This window comes from Halobacillus salinus (genome assembly GCF_004684905.1).
GTDB lineage: Bacteria > Bacillota > Bacilli > Bacillales > Halobacillaceae > Halobacillus > Halobacillus salinus.
Genome location: NZ_SRJC01000001.1, coordinates 435,862 through 451,477 on the forward strand (window position 1 = coordinate 435,862; position 15,616 = coordinate 451,477).

Sequence of the window (15,616 nt, forward strand, 5' to 3'; positions counted from 1 at the left end):
CTACCTCCCTTTCATTCCTTCTTTAATACTAATTATACAGAAGAAGAGGGAAATCCTTCTTCTAGAAAGGGAGCGGGAAGAGATTGCTAGCTAGTTACGAGGAGGTGGGAGTATGATTACTGGGGCCTATTTAATGTTATTGAAATGGATGATCTTATTCGCAGGGGTTATTCTATCTGCTCTTGGAGCGTGGGAATTGAGAAGTGGTGAAAACAAGCGTCGATTTCTACTCTATATAAGTGCAGGGACTTTACTAATAATTTTCAGCCAATCCTTTTTGCAAGTGATCGGTTTATGGAGTATTGGATCGTTTAGGTGAGAAAAATAGAAAAAGGACTTAGTATATGGGGGCTGTGTGTTAGTAGTCTTCCTCAGCTTGCTTCAGTGCGTGTGAAGAAAAGCATGATGAGATGATAGGAATTAAGATTACATAGAAGAAGCAAGAGTATTCGATCAGCATTGGGATGGAAAAATTAAAATAGGTCATCAAATGATTAAGAACGGAGATAAGAGAGGGGACTCTTTTCTCCGTTCTGTTTTATTGTTTAGAAAAACGTTCGTAAATTTGTGTTTACTTAGAAGAAGATTTCGGGAATTGAATAACCAGAATATTGAAATAAAGGAGTGGCACTTATGCCGTGGGATACAAGTGATTATCCGAGCTCGTTTAAGAATCTAGATACAGCCGTCAGGAAAAAAGCGATCGATATAGCTAATGCCATGATAGATGAAGGGTACGATGAAGGTAGAGCAATTCCGATTGCGACAGAGCAAGCGAAAGAGTGGTATGAGAATGCAAGTGAGAAGGAAGTGCAACAGATGAAACAAGCAAGTGATCACGAACTCAAGGATCACGATGAGGACGAGTATGAGAGTCGCCCGGAATTATTAGAAAAAGGGGAACATGTCGTTTCGCACGAAGATGGTTGGGCAGTGAAAGCAGAAGACGCGAAGCAGGCATCTGACGTTTTTGAAAAGAAACAGGATGCCGTTGACCGAGCGAAAGAGATTGCCAGAAACAAAGGGACGCAAGTAATCATCCATAAGAAAGATGGTTCGATTCAAGAAAAAAAATCTTACTAAAATGCATAAAAAGTAGTTTGAAATATTTCCCAAGTGGAATGTTAACTATGAATCAAAAATCAAGGAGGCATATTCACCATGGCAGAAACTCGTAATCAGTCTGAACACGTTGTAGCTCATGAGGAAGGTTGGGCAGTGAAAGCAGAAGGCGCAGAACAGCCGACGAAGGTTTTTGAAAACAAGCAAGACGCCATTGATCGCGCAAAGGAAATTGCGGAGAATAAAGGGACAATAGCCGTCATTCATAAGAAAGACGGAAGTATTCAGAACCAGTTCTCGTATGAAAAGTAAGTCGTCACGCACTTCTTCTCCACTTATGGTATGATGTGAGAAGAATTGAGGTGGACGTAGAATGAATGGACAAAGTAGAAAGAACATCCAATCTGGTCAAGAAGTCGATATTGTATTGAAGAAGGACCAACGAACGGGCACGTTAACCCGCGGAACGGTTAAAGACATTCTGACCAAGTCTCCTTCTCATCCTCACGGAATCAAAGTGAGACTTGAGGATGGACAGGTAGGCAGAGTAAAACATATTATCGAATGATAGTTAGCCTGACGGGATTTCCGTCAGGCATTTTTTATTCGGCAAGAGGGAGACGTAACGTAAACGTTGTACCATTTATTGAACTCTCCATCAGGTGCAATTCCCCATTTTGCGCTTTTGCAAGGAGGGAGCTTATCGAGAGGCCGAGCCCCAATCCTCTTACAACTAACTTTTTGTTAGATCCTCTATAAAATCGTTCGAATATATAAGGCTGATCTTGTTCCGGAATACCCCCGCCTTCATCTTGTACATGAATGAGAGCTGTATTGGCTTCGGTTTCTAGCAAAATCTTAATCTGTCCGCTGCTAACGGTCATAGCTTGTTTCGCATTCAGTAATAGATTCATCAGAATCTGTTTGACACGATTCTCATCCACAAAAACCATAACGGGGTCCTCCGGAAGGTCCAGGTGGAGGAAGGGGATTTCTTCCGTCGTTTGCCACTGTCTTTTCAGTTCGTTCAATAGATCATTCATTGATTGTCGTTTTGGATAAACGGGTAAAGAACCCGCAACAAATGTATTAAATGTCAGTAAATCTTGAATCATCACTTTTAATCGGTCTGTCTCTTTCAATGATAGATCGAGGAATTCTCTTGCTTCTTCCTCTGACACTACTTCATCTCGAATAGCTTGTAATAATCCGCTGATCGATGTGACAGGCGTTTTCAAATCGTGTGTGACCCCTGCCAGCAATTCAGAGCGAACCAGCTCTAGTTTCTGAAGTTTACCCGCCATGTCTTGGAACGTTTCTGTTAATTCCGCTAGTTCTTTTTCTTTGGGCTGCTGGGTGATTGTTACTTCGTAATTACCTTCACTAACTACCTTTGCTGCATCAATCGTTTCTTGTATGGGCTTTGTTAGTTGTTTAGTTAAATAGTAAATGACTAGCCAACCTAGAAGACCAAGTGTAAATAAGAGTATGAAGAGAAGTCCGTATTCTTGGTTGCTTTTCGCAAGGATAGACTTGTACTGGGCAAGAAGGACATAACCAATGGTCTCTTCATTATTTTGAATAGGTTCGCTGATGATATATGCTGTTTTCTGATCAAGCTTTATGGTCGATTCTCTTTCTTCGTAGAGGGAGGAAGGAACTTGCTCTCCTAAGCGTACGCCTTTCCCTGGTCTTCTGTTGCTAGTGAGGACCCTTCCGTCTCCATCCAGAACAACAGCAGTCGGAGCTTCCGGGAAATTAAGTGCCTGGCTGCGGTCTTTCAAAATGTTCTCAAATAAGGGTCCCTCAAGGATTCGCCCATTACTGCTGACAATCCGGTCCGCTATTTCTTGCGCTACTAAATGTGTTACATTCAATCGGTTTTCGATTGTCGTATGCCGAATCCAAAGAGTTGATATAGCTCCGATTATCACTAACCCTACAATAAGGGTGAATAGATAGCGCAGAGACCAGTATCCCAAGATGGACTTACGTTCCTTCTTATTCAACACGGAATTGATACCCCAATCCTCTGATCGTCTTGATAGCCCCGTTAGTAATGCCGTTTGCTCTGAGCGTCTTCCGAATCCGCTTGACTGATAAATCGACAGCACGATCACTTCCCTCATAATCCATGCCCCATACCTGATCTAGTAACTGATCCCGCGTAAAGTTACGATTAGGGTGACGTCCTAAAAATAGAAGGAGGGTTTTGTCTTTTGGCGTAAGGTCTATTTCTTGTCCGTTCAGCATCACTGAATGGGAATTAGGATGAAGGGTAAGAGAACCATAGCGCAGTATGCCTTCGTCTTGGTACATCGTCTGCGGTCTTCTTAATATCGCCTTCACTCTGGCTACGACTTCTTCACCGACAAAGGGTTTAGTGATGTAATCGTCGGCGCCGTTCTGAAAGCCCTTTAGTCGATCATTCACTTCGCCGAGAGCCGTGAGCATGATGACTGGGCAGGTACTTTGTGTTCGAATTCTAGTTAGTACCGACCACCCGTCAAGATCAGGTAGCATAATATCAAGAAGTACGAGGTGGGGAGGGTTCCGTTCAAACAGAGAAAGAGCCTGCTCGCCCGTTTCGGCTATGATGACCTCATAGCCATTTTTAGATAAATAGGCTTTCAGGACTCGCATAATGGTGATTTCATCTTCTACAATAAGTATCTTTTCCATTTCGAGGCTCCTTCCGTTAGTCTCTGTTCATTATATCGGAAAATAGAGAAGAACCGCTATAGCTGATAGCGGTTCTTCTGATCTTATAGATCTGTTTCTAGGTCTGTATCTTCCAGCTTAGAAGGGCTAGTAAAAGGGCGCTTATGATGGTGCAGTTCTTTAAAGTCGATGCCCAGTTCTTGCAATTGTTGTCTCGCTTCATCTTTTGTGATTTCTTCAGCTTCGACTTGGGAGCGAATATCTTCCAGTTGCTGCTTTTGTTCGTCAGTTAGGTCTTCGAGGAAAGGAGGGGGAGTGATTCCGAGATCTTCAATCTGCGTTTTCGCTTCTTCCTCTGACAGCTCTCCAGCTTCTACTTTTTGTTTTATTTCTTCCAGTTTGGTGCGCGTTTCTTCATCAAGATCGCCTAAGTGATGATGAGGCCCGTGTCCTGGACGCATGTGTCGGAATTCCTCTAATAACTCATCTGCTGTGATATCTCCATTTTTGAATTGATCCAGCAATTCATAACGCTTGTCCTGTATTTCTTGCATTTTATCTTGTACTGTACTTTCCTCTGTTGAAGAATCAGAAGAAGCGGCGTACGAGATCGTTGGGACTGCTAAAGCCAGAGCGACAGCTCCCACAACTGTTTTCTTTGACCAAGTTTTCATGTTAAAAACCTCCTGTTTAATAATGATACATCTGTATATTACAAACGGAATGTGTCAGGAGGATGTCAGACATAAAAAAAGCTCAGACAGAAGTCTGAGCTTGTAATTATTTTTTTTCTTTTTGTTCAAGATAGAAGCGATACGGCATTTCGATGGTAAAGAATGGACCGTCCGCATCATTTGTCGCACTCGCAACGGTGTATTCCGGACCGAAGATCTCTTCCATTATATAATCCCCGTTATCAAAAGGCTCGCGGTCAATGGATAGGCCGGTATCTAGGATAAGGTGGCGCTGTTCTTCATTTAACTTGCTGATCTCTCTCAGTTTAACCATAGGACGGATAATACTGGCACCTGTAAAGTCCTCCATTTGGTCGAAGCTGATCTCCACCGTAACGAGATCTTTTGCATCACCTAACATGTCAATGACTAACTCTTTCAACTCGTTGAAATCTAATAAAAATCGTACCTCTTCTGGTTCGATTTGATGTAAGTAACGGGACATGACTCGTTCCTCCTCTATTTCTTCTATGACTTATATTACCATGATGGGAGGATTGTAAACGTCTAATCATTGAAAAAGCGAGTCGGACGTTGGTCCAACTCGCTTTTTATGAAGGGCTGTCTTTTTTTCTATTGTGGGTCACTAAACGTGCCTTCTGATCCACTACTTCTCTTGCGCAGCCCTAGGCAGAAGAATGTGTTTATTATTCGGAAATCACTTGTTTCCAAGTACGGGGTTGTTTCCCGGTTTTGCCGCGGTTCATAAGATTCTACATGGTAGTTTTATCAACTTAAACGACGCAATCCCTACCTCTATTGCATCCTTACAGCTCCGAAGCTGATCCAGTGTGATTAAGTTGTATCAAAACGTAGCAGAATGCCAGTCTCATACAATCACTCTTTTCTTTTTCCGATTACCTTATCAAAGGCACTAATTGATTATAATACATCATACACATTCAGAAGTCAAGTGCTTGTCTTGGTCTAAAACTACCTATCAAATTTAACAATCGTTCTTCCGCGTGTCTCCCCGGCAAGAATTTGTTCCAGACGATGGGGAACGTCTTCTAAGGATATGACGACTTTCATATCGTCGAAAAACTCTTTTGTCTTCAAATCATTTGCTAGTCGGTGCCATACTTTCTTGCGTGTTTCCATCGGTAAGTTCACGGAATCTATTCCGATCAGGCTGATTCCTCTAAGAATGAAAGGATAAACTTGTGTCGGAATATTAGTTCCTCCAGTCAAACCACTCACTGCAGCCCCGCCGTTGTATTCCAGTTGACTTAAAACCGAGGCGAGCTGTTCTCCGCCTACAGGGTCTACTGCAGCGGCCCAACGTTCAGAACGGAGAGGTTTGAGTTGTTCTCCTGAGACTTCTTCTCTCGAAATGACCTTTTCTGCGCCAAGACGCTTCAGGTATTCGGTGTGTTCTTTACTGCCTGTGCTAGCTTCTACGTTGTATCCACGTTTCGCAAGCATGGCAACTGCCATACTTCCGACACCTCCTGAAGCCCCTGTTACTAGGACGGGACCTTGATCTGCAGTGAGACCGTTTTGCTCCAAGCGATGAATAGATAATCCTGCAGTGAAGCCAGCTGTTCCGTATATCATGGACTCTTCCAATGTCAGGCCATCGGGCAACGGTACCACCCAATCTGCTGGAATACTCGCATATTGACTGAACCCACCATAGTGATTGACGCCGATTTCGTAACTGGTGGCAATGACACGATCGCCTTTTTGAAACCTTTTGTCCTGGGACTTAACGACGACGCCTGCAAGATCGATACCCGGTATGATCGGGTATTCCCTTACCATATTGTTATCGGGCTGACCAATAATGCCGTCTTTATAATTGACGCTTGAATAATGCACTTCTATTAAGACATCGCTTTTGGGAAGGTCTTTCAAAGATAGCTCTTCAATCTGACCTTCCACACCATCTTCATTCTTATGGATTCGATAAGCTTGAAAGGTTGTCATCTTAACACCTCGTTATGGACGTAGATCTTCGTCGTATTTCTGTTCGGTCATGGAGTCGTTCTTGGAGTGGGTGCCTTCTTTTTCTTCTTTCTTTTCTTTCCTCATCTCTTCATCAGGAATGCGGTCCGTCAACGAATCTTCCTCGCGCTTCTTCTCAAAATCTTCATCGTGTCTTCTTTTGGACTCTCCGCTCACATCAGCACCTCCATTCGAATGACTTACAAGGTGGTTATTCCTTTTATTATCCATTTTTAAACTTGTGGAATGCTTTCCTTAAATAAAAAAATGTCCATATAAAGTGGAGGACATTTAAGGTTTAAGATAGTGAAGCTATTTTATCTCGAAATAGAAAAGTCGCTGATCCTTTTCGTAAAAAAAGAGGTCAGCGACCGAAGAGTTGTTTCATCTTTTTGGCGATGGGAGTGTGTAGAAAGTAGTCTACGGCTGTACTGATTACCAAGCCGTGGAGGATAACGCCGAGGATAGTAAAGACGACTATGATTACTTGCCCTCCAGCTGTTTCAGGCTCAAAACCTGTTCGACCGAAGAAGGTGAGGGAGAGAAGAGCGCTCATCCAAGCGTCTGAGTAAGTAGGCAATCCTTCCTCAAGCATATGCAACGGAATAATTAATAGAAAGACGAGACCGAATGTTATACCAGCAACGAGAAGCAAGTGCTGGCGTTTCAAGAACCTGATGAACGGCATCGTGTAATACTTCGTCATCGACTTCAGCCTTAGCAGGTGAAGGACACGTGCGAATCTGGCAAATTGAAAGACAGCATCTAGAGGGATGGCAGCTATGACAATGAAGGGGTTCTTTTTAATGAATTCCCACTTGCTTTCGCTTTTCATTAATCGATATATAAAGTCGATAAAGAAGATCGACCAAGTGCCCCAAACGATGTAGCTGTCATAACCCGTCTTTTTCCAAATTGTTGCAACAGACAGTCCGGCAAGCACAATCATGAAGATTTCATATGTTGTTTGAGTAGGTTTCTTTCTAAAGCGTTTCACATTGTGCACTCCTATTCTCGTAAACTTGTTCTATTATACCATTAGGGAGAAATGTGAATGAAAGGGGTCCGTTAACCAGTTAGTAGATTTGTGCTGTAATTATCACTGGTCTTGCTTAGCTATGTATCGATAAGAGACGCTTCAAGTTGTTCCATTTTCGGGAAATGAGGATCTTCTTAGGCTTTATGAAACCGTCCCGGAATTGATACGTGCGTCCTTCTTCTTCATAAATACCTAATACTTCCGATTTGACCTGTTGCTTCATGTATTTCCGGAATGGAAAGGAACGATATTTCTTCGGGTGGTACCAAGCGTATGAGTGTAGGAAAGGATATTCATATAATGGGCCTTCATAGATCAGGGTCAAATCTTCGTGCATTCTATAGTCATCAGGGGTAACGAGAGCGCTGGATTTCTCAAATAACGTGACGCCGGCACGACGGAGTGTCTCTGATACAAACTGCGAACAGAAGTAGCTGGCCGGTACATCTATCGGCTGGTTCACGGGTACCCCGAGCAAGCCGATGTAGTTGTAGAAATACGTTTTATGATTGCGGATAAAAGCTTGAATGATTCTCTCAAGCTTTTGATAAGTGCGGCGAGATACCTTTAATTCGTAAACCGCACATGTACTGTAAGGGTACCAGCTGAATGTACCCTGAACAAAATCCTCTTCGACAAACCCACCCCAAAACGGATTAGTCGGCTTTCTGCGCCCGAAACTGTAAATCCGTTTCATATCTTTGTCTAACGATATAGAGGAGTGATTGTACGGGGCTGAGGTGACCGCTTTAATGGCGCGGGTTGGCAACGAGCCAGTGTTGGATAGTAGGATATAAACGGATTTCATACTTACACCTCTATTAAACGTGAATTTTGTCGATAGACTATATTTTACATTTTATAGTACTCGTGTTTGCATCACAACAATTTCTATCAATCTTCTCATATGGTATTCTAGTAAGTAAGATGACTACTTCAGAGAAAGGATTGTGCAAGTGAGGATTCTCTCCAATATTGTTGCATTTGCCTTGTTTTTCATTTTTGTTGCAATGCTTGTATTGTTTATGTTTCCGAAAGCCGATCCAAACCCATCGTTTCTACTTCAATCCAATTCACAAAGCGGAAAAGAAGAACCATTACCGACTATGCTACATCCGCTTGTAGAAAAGTATAGAGATGACCTTGTTACGCGTGCAGAGAAGAAAGGAATCGATGTCGTGATTACAGAAGGACATCGGACAGAAGAACGGCAGAATGAGCTTTATGAGCGTGGCCGCTCGACCGATGGCAGGGTTGTTACAAACGCAAAGGCGGGAGAGTCTTACCATAATTACGGGTTGGCGATCGATTTTGCCTTGCGTACATCTAAAGGAGACGTCGTCTGGGACACAGAGCGAGACGGTAATGGCAATGGTAAATCCGATTGGATGGAAGTTGTAGCGATCGCAAAGGACATGGGGTTTGAATGGGGTGGAGATTGGGTCAGTTTCAAAGATTACCCCCACCTTCAAATGGATTTCGGCTTGACTATACGTGATTTGAAACGTGGCGAACGACCGGAAATAGATGAATATGCTGAAGAATAAACCGTACTCGATGGAGTGCGGTTTATTCAGGTTTTTGAATAAGTGTAGAGTTTGGTTTTGTTACAAATATAGTGTGTGTCGTGGTCTGGAAAACAACTCGCTTTCCGTGGGCGTGTGTCGAGCTTCCTCGCTCGCTTCGCTCTCTGTGGGATCTCGACTATCCCGTTCATCCCACAGGAGTCTCGATGTTTTCCAGACCACTTTTCCAAAGTCTCTGCGAACAAAACCTTTCATTCGTTGCTAATATCTCAAATGCGAACCATATTACCTCCTATTCATGGTATTAGAGTAGGAGTGGTTCAAGTTAAAATCACCACCACATTACGTGGCGACATCGAATGACTAAGGTACCCTGTTGAGCCGGAAAACGGACAGTATCTCCAACGCCGTTTTTCTACATATGGGATAACCGATAATACTTTCTCAACAGGTTGAATAAACCGCACTCTCAAAGTGCGAAATTCTTGTTTAACAACCTAAAAAAAGGAGAAGCATATGCTTCTCCTTTTAGAATCAATTAATTTTCGTAGGCTTCGTATGGTTTGATCATGCCGTAGATTGCTTCTGTATATGGCATGGAGAGGTTCACTTCGCTTCCAAGCCGTAGCGCACCACCGTGAAGGTGTTCCACTTCGAGGGGGAGTCCTTTCCTGCGGTCTTGGTGCATCGACGATGTCATGTCGTGATCGAATCCTCGCAAACGCTCGAAACCTTGCTGGACGTGATCATCTGTCAGATCTATCTTATGGGCAGCAGCAAGGGATTTCATCTCCTCAAGAACACGCTCGGCAATTCGGAAAGTTTGCGGGTAGCTCTTTACAACACCGATCGGCTGATTAACAGCTGTTGTAATACCGGAGAATGCTGTGATGAACATATACTTTTTCCACATGTCTTGTAGAATGTTCGGGCTTAATGTTCCGTTTACATTCGCTTGGTTGCAAGCGAGGGCTAATTCTTCGCAGATCCCTTGCTGAGATGGATGAAGGGGACCGAAGACAAGGTCATGAAATTCACTAGTGTGCACAACGTGTCCTTCACGATCCAGTGTTGCGATAATGTAAGATAACCCTCCGAGTACTGCTTCTTCTCCTAGTTCTTTTTGGAGAATGGGAATGTGCTCCATGCCGTTCAAGACTGGGAATACCTTAGCCCCTTTTTGGACAAGGGCTTTCAGCCAATCTAGTGTCCCGTGGAGGTGGTACCCCTTGACTGCAAGAAACACTAGGTCGGGAGCCTCAATCTGCTCCGGGCTTGTCGCAATGGAGGGCTGCTCGATCGTATAGTCACCATTTGTACTATGTAGCTTGAGGCCGTTTTTTTCCAATTGCTCTGCACGGCCGTCTCGTACCAAGTTGACTACGTCATGTCCCGCCTGTTGCCAACGTGCTCCGAAATATGCTCCGAGTGCTCCTGCACCTAAGACTACAATTTTCATTGATGATGCCTCCTTAATTGATTTGTCCGGTCGATTTGGATTTTCTTGGACCTTCTGTATTGAAAGTCGAGGTGACGACTTTATTCATTTCGACAATATCTTTAATATGATCGTTCAGATAGTGGATAATATCGTTGAAACCGATAGAAGCCATTACCTCATGATAATGTTCTTCACTCTTGAATATCGTCTGTCCCATAAGAAGTTCTTCATTGTCGTCCAGTTCAATGAGATTTAACATTCCCATCGACCCTTGGCGGCCAGTTGTTTCGTGTGAGAAAAACATATGGTGGTGGAGTGTCCCGTGAGACTCTAGGATCTCACCGGACTGTCTCGCCATTTTCAAGAATGAATCCAGTTTGTTATCTTTGACTCGAAAGAAACAAACGACAGTAAACATAATTCCTTCCCCCTGTGTTGAATAATTTACACCGCTTTATCAGCGCGGGTGGATCTTCCGCCGTCTATGAGAAGTACAATCGCGGTTACCGTGTGTAGTGCCCATCCGATGACAGGGATGACTGCTAATACACTGGTAATCAATCCGAGGATACTGCCCCCGAACGTTCGGTTATCCCGAATAGACAATACCAAGGTGACAGCATGAATGATAAACATGAATAAGAGTGGTCCCCAACCACTGGTGAGCACGAACAAGCCGCCCGCGAAAGGGATGGCTAGTAAAGCTTCACATATTCCTGTGATCCACTTCAAAATCGTTGAAAACTTCATATTAGATACTCCTTGTTATTCCTTGAGTTCGCTGCAACGGTCTTCCACACGTTTCGGATCCAGCGTCTTCTTACATTTTAACAAAATGCTACCTAGTAAGGGGTATTCCCTACTTAATAGATTTCATTCGACATAATCGGCTTAATTCCTTTTGGGAATTCCTTGCTTGTTTCGGACATTTGTCCTTTTCTCCTATATAGATATGAGGTTTAATGAGGAGAGAAATTTCAAAGGAGAACTTATCAATGAAAGGTGTACTTTTTTCAATCCTTGCAGGGCTATGCATAACGCTGCAGGGGATATTCAACTCGAAAATGGGAGCTGAGTTGAGTGGGTGGCATACTACTGTTGTTGTTCATGCCGTCGCTTTCACTCTATCTGCCCTTGTCTATTGGAAGAAGAGAGACGGGGATATACTCGGAATCAAGCGCGTCCCGCCATTCTATTTTGTAGGAGGAGCTTTCGGCGTTCCTGTCGTTTTCTCAGAACTGACTGCCATACAGCAACTCGGACCAGCTCCAGCCATCTCCATATTATTAGTAGCACAGTTAGGCGCTGCTTTTCTAGTAGAATGGAGGGGATGGTTCGGTGAGAGAAAGAACAGGATCGAACCCCATCAAATCTTTGGCCTTGTCATGATTGTAGCGGGGGTCATTATTTTTAAATGGTAAGGAAGGAAAACAAATGAAAGAAATACAGAACAGTCCAGTAGGGATTGAATCTTATGGTCTAAGTGACGTGTTCACTACGGACACTTTGAATCGAATGAAATATTATGAAATCGAGAAGGACGATATACTTTGTGTCAAAGGCGATGAACTCGATCACATGTATTTCCTGCTGAGCGGTAAAATCAAGATCCATACTGTTTCCCAAGAAGGAAAGGGTTTGATTATGAGGTTCAAAACACCGATGGCGATCATCGGAGATGTCGAGTACATCCAAAACACAGAAGTTTTCCATACAGTAGAGGCTGTTACGGACGGATACATGGTTGGCGTTTCTTTTGATGACTTGTATAAGCTAGAGCATGAAAATACGAAGTTCCTTCATTTTCTTCTAGATGTGATCAGCCATAAGTTCTATACAGAATCCCATGCTTCCACTTTGAACATGTTGTATCCCGTGGACGTCCGTTTAGCGAGTTATCTCTTGTCCATTTCAGATGACGGTAAAGGGTCGATGTTCCATGAAGAAATGAGAACATCCAATTTACAGGAATTCGCCGATGTGATGGGAACGAGTTACCGGCACTTGAATCGCATCCTTCAAAGCTTCCATCGACAAGGGATCATCGAGCGGAAGAGGGGCTCGATCAAGATCATCGATTTACAATTATTGCGTGAAAAAGCGAAAGGAAATATTTACGAATGAGGGGGCAAGTTATATGTTCGGCATAACATTAGCTATTGTGGCTGGCGTTTTGATCAGCATGCAGAATGTGTTCAACACCCGTATCAGTGAAAAAGGAGGATCATGGGCTACAACAACCATAGTACTCGGTATAGGGTTAATGGTGTCTATTCCAGTATTCTTTATCATGGATGATGCTAACCTTTTAGATTTAGGAGGAATAAATCCCATTTATCTGTTGGGAGGAGTATTCGGTGTCGGAATCGTGTATGGGCTAATGCGCGGTATGCAGGAATTAGGTCCTGCTTATGCTGTCAGTATTGTCATGGTCTCCCAGTTAGCGATGGCGTCTAGCGTCAACACATTCGGTCTCTTCGGTTTTGAAGAAATGGACTTTACTATTCAAAAAGGAATCGGTCTTGGTCTGTTAGTCGCTGGGGTCCTTATCTTCAAGCTAGGCGGGAAACTTCGACTGTTGGAACGAAAAGAAAGAGACAAAAAAAAGACGCTCTACACGTGAGAGCGTCCTTTTGTACTGTTTGTCTTTACTTCATTGCCTTTTGAAGCTTTTTCATCATAGATAGGGATCGTCCTGTTCCAATAGCAACCGATTCGAGTGGATTCGGTGCCATATGTACAGGAACGTAGATTTCTTTAGACAGCCAGTCTTGCATTCCCTTAAGCAGAGAGCCGCCCCCTGTTAAGATGACACCATGATCGACGATATCTCCGCTCAATTCTGGTGGACAATCTTCGAGTGTCGCACGAACGGTTTCTAATAACTGTTCAAGTGTTTCTCGTAACGCAGATTGAATCTCTGTAGACGTCAGTTCAATCGTTTTCGGAAGACCGTTAACCATATCGCGTCCTCTTACTTCCATTCGTTCTTCAGGGTGATCAATCAGAGCGTACCCGATTTCCATCTTGATTTGTTCCGCTGTCCGTTCTCCGATCAATACGTTATAAGCTTTTCGGACATACTTGACGATTTCCTCATCCATTACATCCCCGCCAGCTCGAATTGATTTACAGGAAACGACGCCACCGAATGAAATGATTGCCACTTCACTCGTACCGCCACCGATATCCACGATTACGTTAGCGACTGGTTCGTCAACAGGAAGATCAGCTCCGATCGCAGCAGCAATAGGCTCTTCAATCAATTGGACATCTTTTGCACCATAACTTTTGACGGCATTGTGAATAGCACGCTGTTCTACGGAAGTGGAACCTGACGGGATACACACGACAACACTTGGCTTGCGCATCGAAATTCCGGACTTCTTGGCAACTTTCTTCATCAATTCCTTCAGCAATTGAGCGGTCATATCATAATCTGCAATAACCCCATCTCTCAATGGGCGGACTGGAATGACATTTCTCGGGGTCTTACCGACCATTTCTTTAGCTTCTTTACCTACAGCAACGACACTTTTGGTTTCTGTGTTATAAGCGACAACAGATGGTTCATTTAATAAAATACCTTTTGATTTAGAATAGATTAATATATTGGCAGTACCAAGGTCGATACCAATTTCTGCACTTGAAAACATGAGACGTACCTCCATAGATGCTATATTCTTTTATAGAACTTCTCCTATGATAGAAGGTTTCTGGGGGTTTCACAATAGGAAATTAGTGGTTTTTAGACAGACTATGAAAGAAGACCTAAGGGTATGTATAATAGAGGATAAGATAGGACAAAGGAGCTTTTCAATGGATCGCTTTTTGAAGCATCAGGAAATTCTAGATAAATGTGAAAAAATAAATCAAGACTATGACATCGACCCATCGTTCTTTGACGGGATTGTCGACGAACTACTCGACAGGGAAGAGCCGGCAGAGGATATCGTCCTGGCAGGGTTTCAGCGCCTTTTAAGCGAAGTGGACCATGAAATCGAAAGAATGGAATCTTTTGCAGATATGCGGCCGAATTGTTTCATGGGGTGTGCTTTTTGCTGCTATTTCCCGATCATTATCAGCCGTATGGAAGCTAAGATGATGTTCCGTTCCATCGAGCAGTTTGATGAGGGCAGGAAAGAATCGATTTTCGCTCATTGGGAGAATTATTTCCTACAACATAAAGAGAAGCTTGCCAAAGGGATGGCAATGGATTCTGAAGATCCAGAAACCAAGCTGGAATATAAGAAGTTGAATTTGCCTTGTCCGATGCTGGACCCGGAAACACAGTTATGCATGGCTTATGAAGTTCGACCGATTCCTTGTCGGACTTACTTGAACTACAGCAATCCCAGCGTTTGTGCAGAACAGCATATGCCTAAAGAACCCTTTAGTTACGAATTTCTTTACACCTTTTACTTTGGTGCTATTAATGAGCTGATTCAAGTTCTCTACGAAAATGGAGAAGAAGTTATGGTGGATTATCCTAGTGATGCGTGGAGTTATGACTATTTGCCTGCATGGATCAACCAATGGAGAGAGGGGACCCTTCATGAAGTATAAGCTTCTGTCACTTAATGTCGGCAGACCTGAAGTTTATCAGACTGATAAAGGAGAATTGAACAGCGCTTACCGAAAGACCCCAGTAAATGAGCCCACGTTTTTGACCAAGACGAATTTCCAAGGGGATGAGCAGGCAGACAAAAAGAACCACGGCGGGCAGGATAAGGCTGTTTGTCTTTATCCTGCTCAACATTATCGCCACTGGGAAAAGGAGTATGACCAGTCATTTTCTTTCCCATCTTTTGGTGAGAACTTAACAGTGGAAGGGATAGAAGAAGAGGATGTTTGCATAGGGGATATCTTTCAATTAGGGGAAGCGCTCCTGCAAATCTCAGAACCTAGGAAGCCGTGCTACATTATAGCTAGAACTCACGGGATCGATGACTTTCCTGCCCGAGTGACAAAAGAAGGATACACTGGCTTCTATTTGAGAGTAGTTCGTGAGGGGTACGTAGCTCCCGGAGACGAGATGCATCTAGTTGAACGTCATCCGGCTGAGGTGACCGTAGCGGAAGTAAATGAAATCCGCTATCACGACAGGAAGAACCAAGCGAGGTTAGAAAAGGTACTTGCGTTAGAGCCCCTTGCAAGTAGTCTGCGCCAATCGTTGAGTAAACGTCTTGAACCCTGAAGAGCATGG

The 15,616-nt window shown here is 43.5% G+C and carries 22 protein-coding genes; 10 read left to right on the forward strand and 12 right to left on the reverse strand.

From position 1 onward, the window contains the following. Positions 1 to 112 precede the first annotated feature (112 nt). The 4 genes from E4663_RS02505 (at position 113) to E4663_RS02520 (ending at position 1,630) form a co-directional block, all read left to right on the forward strand. Entirely contained in the window at positions 113 to 319 is a 207-nt protein-coding gene (locus E4663_RS02505; RefSeq protein ID WP_079479255.1) for a hypothetical protein, read from the forward strand. Between the two features lie 314 nt (positions 320 to 633). After that, on the forward strand, positions 634 to 1,083 hold the full coding sequence (locus E4663_RS02510) for a DUF2188 domain-containing protein (protein WP_135326584.1): 450 nt from the start codon (positions 634 to 636) through the stop codon (positions 1,081 to 1,083). 78 nt (positions 1,084 to 1,161) lie between these two features. Further along, positions 1,162 to 1,374 (forward strand): DUF2188 domain-containing protein, encoded by a 213-nt coding sequence (locus E4663_RS02515; protein WP_079479257.1) that lies wholly within the window; start codon positions 1,162 to 1,164, stop codon positions 1,372 to 1,374. A gap of 61 nt (positions 1,375 to 1,435) precedes the next feature. Beyond that, on the forward strand, positions 1,436 to 1,630 hold the full coding sequence (locus tag E4663_RS02520) for a YwbE family protein (protein WP_135326585.1): 195 nt from the start codon (positions 1,436 to 1,438) through the stop codon (positions 1,628 to 1,630). A gap of 34 nt (positions 1,631 to 1,664) precedes the next feature. Here E4663_RS02520 and E4663_RS02525 read toward each other — a convergent pair whose 3' ends face one another. The 8 genes from E4663_RS02525 to E4663_RS02560 form a co-directional block, all read right to left on the reverse strand. After that, positions 1,665 to 3,182, reverse strand: coding sequence for a sensor histidine kinase (locus tag E4663_RS02525; RefSeq protein WP_241657157.1), 1,518 nt, complete (start codon positions 3,180 to 3,182; stop codon positions 1,665 to 1,667). Continuing rightward, positions 3,064 to 3,744, reverse strand: coding sequence for a response regulator transcription factor (locus E4663_RS20115; RefSeq protein WP_135326587.1), 681 nt, complete (start codon positions 3,742 to 3,744; stop codon positions 3,064 to 3,066). The genes E4663_RS02525 and E4663_RS20115 overlap by 119 nt, the downstream gene beginning before the upstream one ends. 83 nt (positions 3,745 to 3,827) lie before the next feature. Then, positions 3,828 to 4,397: a hypothetical protein gene (locus E4663_RS02535; RefSeq protein ID WP_135326588.1), complete on the reverse strand. Its 570-nt coding sequence runs from the start codon at positions 4,395 to 4,397 to the stop codon at positions 3,828 to 3,830. 106 nt (positions 4,398 to 4,503) lie between these two features. Beyond that, positions 4,504 to 4,902 carry a hypothetical protein gene (locus E4663_RS02540; protein ID WP_135326589.1) on the reverse strand — a complete coding sequence of 133 codons (399 nt, stop codon included), beginning with the start codon at positions 4,900 to 4,902 and terminating at the stop codon, positions 4,504 to 4,506. A 488-nt stretch (positions 4,903 to 5,390) separates the two neighbouring features. Beyond that, on the reverse strand, positions 5,391 to 6,386 hold the full coding sequence (locus tag E4663_RS02545) for an acrylyl-CoA reductase family protein (protein WP_135326590.1): 996 nt from the start codon (positions 6,384 to 6,386) through the stop codon (positions 5,391 to 5,393). A gap of 12 nt (positions 6,387 to 6,398) precedes the next feature. Then, positions 6,399 to 6,581, reverse strand: a complete 183-nt coding sequence (locus E4663_RS02550) for a hypothetical protein (protein WP_079479264.1) — start codon at positions 6,579 to 6,581, stop codon at positions 6,399 to 6,401. A gap of 187 nt (positions 6,582 to 6,768) precedes the next feature. Continuing rightward, a complete protein-coding gene (locus tag E4663_RS02555) occupies positions 6,769 to 7,401 on the reverse strand; it encodes a hypothetical protein (RefSeq protein WP_135326591.1) in 633 nt (210 codons plus the stop codon). Positions 7,402 to 7,516: 115 nt separating this feature from the next. Beyond that, positions 7,517 to 8,251: a hypothetical protein gene (locus tag E4663_RS02560; protein WP_338323609.1), complete on the reverse strand. Its 735-nt coding sequence runs from the start codon at positions 8,249 to 8,251 to the stop codon at positions 7,517 to 7,519. A gap of 148 nt (positions 8,252 to 8,399) precedes the next feature. Here E4663_RS02560 and E4663_RS02565 point away from each other — a divergent pair, with 148 nt between their 5' ends. After that, positions 8,400 to 8,990, forward strand: coding sequence for a M15 family metallopeptidase (locus E4663_RS02565; protein ID WP_421803608.1), 591 nt, complete (start codon positions 8,400 to 8,402; stop codon positions 8,988 to 8,990). 517 nt (positions 8,991 to 9,507) lie between these two features. Here the strand turns inward: E4663_RS02565 and E4663_RS02570 are convergent. Genes E4663_RS02570 through E4663_RS02580 form a run of 3 tightly spaced genes read right to left on the reverse strand, consistent with a single transcriptional unit; the run spans position 9,508 to position 11,160 of the window. Then, positions 9,508 to 10,428 carry a ketopantoate reductase family protein gene (locus tag E4663_RS02570; RefSeq protein WP_079479266.1) on the reverse strand — a complete coding sequence of 307 codons (921 nt, stop codon included), beginning with the start codon at positions 10,426 to 10,428 and terminating at the stop codon, positions 9,508 to 9,510. Positions 10,429 to 10,441: 13 nt separating this feature from the next. Then, entirely contained in the window at positions 10,442 to 10,828 is a 387-nt protein-coding gene (locus E4663_RS02575) for a DUF1428 family protein (protein ID WP_079479267.1), read from the reverse strand. A gap of 26 nt (positions 10,829 to 10,854) precedes the next feature. Next, the gene (locus E4663_RS02580; protein WP_079479268.1) at positions 10,855 to 11,160 is read right to left on the reverse strand and encodes a hypothetical protein; all 306 of its coding nucleotides are present in this window, start codon (positions 11,158 to 11,160) and stop codon (positions 10,855 to 10,857) included. Positions 11,161 to 11,405: 245 nt separating this feature from the next. On the opposite strand from E4663_RS02580, the gene E4663_RS02585 reads away from it, so the two are divergent. Genes E4663_RS02585 through E4663_RS02595 form a run of 3 tightly spaced genes read left to right on the forward strand, consistent with a single transcriptional unit; the run spans position 11,406 to position 13,033 of the window. Further along, on the forward strand, positions 11,406 to 11,831 hold the full coding sequence (locus E4663_RS02585; RefSeq protein WP_135326592.1) for a DMT family transporter: 426 nt from the start codon (positions 11,406 to 11,408) through the stop codon (positions 11,829 to 11,831). A gap of 13 nt (positions 11,832 to 11,844) precedes the next feature. Further along, positions 11,845 to 12,534 (forward strand): Crp/Fnr family transcriptional regulator, encoded by a 690-nt coding sequence (locus E4663_RS02590; protein ID WP_079479270.1) that lies wholly within the window; start codon positions 11,845 to 11,847, stop codon positions 12,532 to 12,534. A gap of 13 nt (positions 12,535 to 12,547) precedes the next feature. Further along, positions 12,548 to 13,033, forward strand: a complete 486-nt coding sequence (locus E4663_RS02595) for a DMT family transporter (protein WP_135326593.1) — start codon at positions 12,548 to 12,550, stop codon at positions 13,031 to 13,033. Positions 13,034 to 13,058: 25 nt separating this feature from the next. On the opposite strand, the gene mreBH is transcribed toward E4663_RS02595, so the two are convergent. Continuing rightward, positions 13,059 to 14,066 carry a rod-share determining protein MreBH gene (mreBH, locus tag E4663_RS02600; RefSeq protein ID WP_079479272.1) on the reverse strand — a complete coding sequence of 336 codons (1,008 nt, stop codon included), beginning with the start codon at positions 14,064 to 14,066 and terminating at the stop codon, positions 13,059 to 13,061. A 163-nt stretch (positions 14,067 to 14,229) separates the two neighbouring features. Between mreBH and E4663_RS02605 the strand changes: the two genes are divergently transcribed. Then, on the forward strand, positions 14,230 to 14,976 hold the full coding sequence (locus E4663_RS02605; protein WP_135326594.1) for a YkgJ family cysteine cluster protein: 747 nt from the start codon (positions 14,230 to 14,232) through the stop codon (positions 14,974 to 14,976). Further along, positions 14,966 to 15,607 carry an MOSC domain-containing protein gene (locus tag E4663_RS02610; protein ID WP_135326595.1) on the forward strand — a complete coding sequence of 214 codons (642 nt, stop codon included), beginning with the start codon at positions 14,966 to 14,968 and terminating at the stop codon, positions 15,605 to 15,607. Before E4663_RS02605 ends, E4663_RS02610 begins: the two co-directional genes overlap by 11 nt. Positions 15,608 to 15,616 lie beyond the last annotated feature (9 nt).